Source organism: uncultured Caulobacter sp. (assembly GCF_937900395.1).
Taxonomy (GTDB): domain Bacteria; phylum Pseudomonadota; class Alphaproteobacteria; order Caulobacterales; family Caulobacteraceae; genus Caulobacter.
Genome location: NZ_CALCDX010000190.1, coordinates 1 through 4,134, shown reverse-complemented (window position 1 = coordinate 4,134; position 4,134 = coordinate 1). Strand labels below are relative to the sequence as shown.

The window sequence follows — 4,134 nt, the reverse complement described above, 5'->3', positions numbered from 1 at the left end:
CGGCGTGATCGCTTCGCTGGGCCAGGGCCTGCTGACAGGCCGCCTCGCCCGGCGGTTTGGCGAGAGCCGCGTGCTGACGACGGGCCTCTTCATCATCATGCTCAGCCTGTTCGCCACGCCGTTCGCGCCGCATCCGAGCCTCGCCATGGTCGCGGTGGGTTGCACCGCGTTCGGCCAGTCGTTGGTCTTCCCGTGCGTGGCCGCCCTGATCTCGCGCGCCAGCCCGCCGGATCGCCAGGGCCAGATGCTGGGCCTGAACATGGCCGCCGGCTCTCTGGCGCGGATCGCCGGCCCTCTCACCGCTGGCCCCCTGTTCGGCCTCGCGGCCGGCGGCCCATACTGGCTGGGCGCGGCGCTGATGATTCCGGCGATCGCCTTCGCCCTGACGATCGTGCACAGGACCAAGACGGCGGCCTGATGCGCGCCGGCGCGCTGCAAACCCTTGCCAGCGACGAGTCTTTCCTGTAGCAACGCCGCCTTTCCGGAACCGCCTGGCCATTGGCATGCCATGGCGGTTCGTCATGCTTCCAGAGGACGGGGCGCAAGCTCCGACGCGAAATGCCGAAGTTGAAGACGAAGTCGGGCGCCAAAAAGCGCTTCAAACTGACCGCCACGGGCAAGCTGAAGGCCGGCGTCGCCGGCAAGCGCCACCGCCTGATCGGCCACAATGGCAAGTACATCCGCCAACAGCGCGGCACGAAGGTCATGACCGAGGCTGACGCCAAGATCATCAAGACCTACCTGCCCTACGGCCTGTAAGAGGAGCGCTGACACATGGCTCGCGTGAAACGGGGCGTCGTCGCCCACGCCAAGCACAAGAAGGTTCTCGAGCAAGCCAAGGGCTTCTACGGGCGCCGCAAGAACACCATCCGTACGGCGAAGGCCGCGGTCGACAAGGCCGGCCAGTACGCCTACCGCGACCGCAAGGTGCGCAAGCGCGCCTTCCGTTCGCTGTGGATCCAGCGCATCAACGCTGGCGCCCGCCTGGAAGGCTTCACCTACTCGCAATTTATCCACGGCCTGGATGTGGCCGGGATCGTGATCGACCGTAAGGTCCTCGCCGACATCGCCGGCGCCGATCCGGTTGCGTTCAAGGCCATCGCCGACAAGGTTCGCGCCGCCCTGGCCTAAGGTCTTATCGGGTTTCGACCTGACCGATCTTGCAAAGCCCTCTGGCGCGAGTCAGGGGGCTTTTTGCTGTCCGGCGCTTCCTCCTCACCCGTGAAACGGGGGAGTTGGCGCGATGCGCAGCATCGTGACGGAGGGGGCGCTCATACCGCCTGAACGACGCCCCCTCCGTCACGGCGCGTATCCGCGCCGCGCCACCTCCCCCGCGTTGCGGGTGAGGAGGATGGGGCAAAGCCTAACTATCGGTTCAACCGCCGCTTCAAATCCTCTAGACGGATGCCCGTCATGACCGATCTCAACACCCTCGAAGCCGACGTGCTGGCCCAGGTGGCCGCCGCTGGCGATCTCTCGACGCTCGACGCCGTCCGCGTGGCCGCCGTCGGCAAGACCGGCTCGATCTCGGGCCTGCTGAAAACCCTGGGCGCGATGAGCCCCGAGGAGCGCAAGACCCAGGGCGCGGCGATCAACGCCCTGCGCGACAAGGTCACCGAGGCCATCGCCGCCAAGAAGGCCGCCCTGGAAGCCGCCGAGCTGGATGCGCGCCTGGCCAGCGAGACCCTGGACCTCTCCCTGCCCGCGCCCTACCGCCGCAAGGGCAGCGTCCACCCGACCATGCAGACCATGGACGAGATCGTCGCGGTCTTCGCCGAGATGGGTTTCGCCGTCGCCGAGGGGCCGGACATCGAGGACGACTTCCACAACTTCACGGCCCTGAACTTCCCCGAGAAGCACCCGGCCCGCGAAATGCACGACACCTTCTTCTTCAACACGAAGGAGTCGGGCGAGCGCATGCTGCTGCGCACGCATACGAGCCCCGTGCAGGTGCGGACCATGGTCTCGCAGAAGCCGCCGATCCGGATCATCGCGCCGGGCCGCACCTATCGCGTCGACAACGACGCCACCCACACGCCGGTGTTCCACCAGGTGGAAGGGCTCGTGATCGATAAGGGCGTCCACATGGGTCACCTGAAGTGGACCCTGGAGACCTTCCTGGCTCGGTTCTTCGAGACCGACGCGGTCACCACCCAGTTCCGCCCGCACCACTTCCCGTTCACCGAGCCGTCGGCCGAGATGGACGTCCAGTGCGATCGCTCGGGCGGGGAGATCAAGATCGGCCAGGGCACGAGCTGGCTTGAGATCCTGGGCTGCGGGATGGTTCACCCAAACGTCCTGCGCGCCTGCGGCATCGATCCGGACGAGTACCAGGGCTTCGCCTTCGGCATGGGCGTCGACCGCCTGGGCATGCTGAAATATGGCATGCCGGACCTGCGCGACATGTGGTCGTCGGACGTCCGCTGGCTGTCGCACTACGGCTTCAGCGCCTTCGCCGCGCCGAACCCGGCCAGCGGCCTGAGCTGAACCCCTGAGCTGAGACAAAGACGATGAAATTCACCCTGTCCTGGCTCAAGGATCACCTTGAGACCACCGCCACCGTTCCCGATATCGTCGCCGCCATGACCATGGCCGGCCTCGAGGTCGAGCACGTCGCCGACCCGGCGACCAAGCTGAAGCCCTTCACGGTCTGCAAGATCGTCGAGGCCGCGCGTCACCCGAACGCCGACCGCCTGCAGGTCTGCCAGGTCGACACCGTCGACGGCCGCAAGGAGATCGTCTGCGGCGCCCCGAACGCCCGCGCGGGCCTGACCACCATCTACGCCCCGATCGGCGCCTATGTGCCCGGTTTGGGCGTGACCCTGGTCGAGAAGCCGGTCCGCGGCGTCGTCTCGAACGGCATGCTCTGCTCGGCCGCCGAGCTGGAATACGCCACCGAGAGCGACGGCATCATGGAGCTGCCCGACAGCCTCGCCGTCGGCACGCCGGCCGTCGACGCGCTCGGCCTGGAAGCCGTCATCGACTTCGAAGTGACCCCCAACCGTCCCGATTGGCTGGGCGTCGCCGGCATCGCCCGCGACCTGGCCGCCGCCGGCGTCGGCAAGCTGAAGGACCTGTCGATCGCGCCGGTCGCCGGGACCTTCCCCTGCCCGATCACCGTCAAGGTCGACGGCGAGGCCTGCCCGGTGTTCGCCGGTCGTCTGATCAAGGGCGTCAAGAACGGCCCCTCGCCCAAGTGGCTGCAGGACCGCCTGACCGCCATCGGCCTGCGCCCGATCAACGCCCTCGTGGACGTCACCAACCTTATCTCCTACGACCGCGCCCGGCCGCTGCACGTCTATGACGCGGCCAAGCTGGTCGGCTCCACGATCGAGGCGCGCCTGGGTCGCGGCAAGGCCGAGGTCACCCCCGGCGGCCAGCCATCCCCCGCCGAGCACCATGACGAGCAGCTGATCGCCCTGGACGGCAAGACCTATGACATCACGCCGGAGATGTGCGTGATCGCCGACGCCGAGGGCAATCGCCCGATCGGCCTGGGCGGCGTCATGGGCGGCGAGAGCACCGGCTGCTCTGACGAGACGGTCGACGTCTTCATCGAGAGCGCCTGGTTCGAGCCGATCCGCATCGCCCAGACCGGTCGCGCCACCGGCATCAACAGCGACGCCCAGTACCGCTTCGCCCGCACGGTCGACACCGGCTCGGTCGTGCCGGGCATCGAGCTGGCCACCAAGCTGATCCTCGAGCTCTGCGGCGGCGAGCCGTCGGAGATCATCGTCACCGGCGAGGCTCCTGCCGCGCCGAAGGGCTTCGCCTTCGATCCGGCCTATGTCGAGCAGCTGTCGGGCCTGTCGGTCTCGGCCGATCGCGCGCGCCAGATCCTGGTCGCCCTGGGCTTCGACGTGAAGGACGGCGCGCCCTGGACCGTCACCCCGCCGACCTTCCGCCGCGACGTGGAAGGCAAGGCCGACCTCGTGGAAGAGATCGCCCGCATCGCCGGCTACGGCGCCCTGCCCTCGACGCCGCTGCCGGAAGCGCCCCGGGCGGTCGGCGGCATCCTGACCGCCAAGCAGGCCCGCGCCCGCGCGGCCCGCCGGGCGCTCGCCGCCGCCGGCTACGCCGAGGCCGTGACCTACAGCTTCACCAGCCGCAAGACCGCCGAGCTGTTCGGCGGCG

General features: G+C 68.5%; 5 protein-coding genes. All 5 read left to right on the top strand.

Annotated features, from left to right (window positions below; all coding sequences use genetic code 11):
- The coding region (locus Q0379_RS16490; RefSeq protein WP_299013854.1) for an MFS transporter at positions 1–418 on the top strand (418 nt) is incomplete at its 5' end.
- A gap of 140 nt (positions 419–558) precedes the next feature.
- Positions 559–759 (top strand): 50S ribosomal protein L35, encoded by a 201-nt coding sequence (gene rpmI / locus Q0379_RS16485; RefSeq protein WP_004625088.1) that lies wholly within the window; start codon positions 559–561, stop codon positions 757–759.
- A 15-nt stretch (positions 760–774) separates the two neighbouring features.
- Entirely contained in the window at positions 775–1,131 is a 357-nt protein-coding gene (gene rplT / locus Q0379_RS16480) for a 50S ribosomal protein L20 (RefSeq protein ID WP_004625089.1), read from the top strand.
- A gap of 282 nt (positions 1,132–1,413) precedes the next feature.
- The gene (gene pheS, locus Q0379_RS16475) at positions 1,414–2,487 is read left to right on the top strand and encodes a phenylalanine--tRNA ligase subunit alpha (protein ID WP_299013851.1); all 1,074 of its coding nucleotides are present in this window, start codon (positions 1,414–1,416) and stop codon (positions 2,485–2,487) included.
- A 23-nt stretch (positions 2,488–2,510) separates the two neighbouring features.
- On the top strand, positions 2,511–4,134 hold a 1,624-nt coding region (pheT, locus tag Q0379_RS16470), incomplete at its 3' end, for a phenylalanine--tRNA ligase subunit beta (protein WP_299013850.1).

Bases quoted from the DNA above. Each gene is read 5' to 3' on its own strand.
- rpmI (WP_004625088.1), top strand. From the start codon at position 559: ATGCCGAAGTTGAAGACGAAGTCGGGCGCCAAAAAGCGCTTCAAACTG.
- rplT (WP_004625089.1), top strand. From the start codon at position 775: ATGGCTCGCGTGAAACGGGGCGTCGTCGCCCACGCCAAGCACAAGAAG.
- pheS (WP_299013851.1), top strand. From the start codon at position 1,414: ATGACCGATCTCAACACCCTCGAAGCCGACGTGCTGGCCCAGGTGGCC.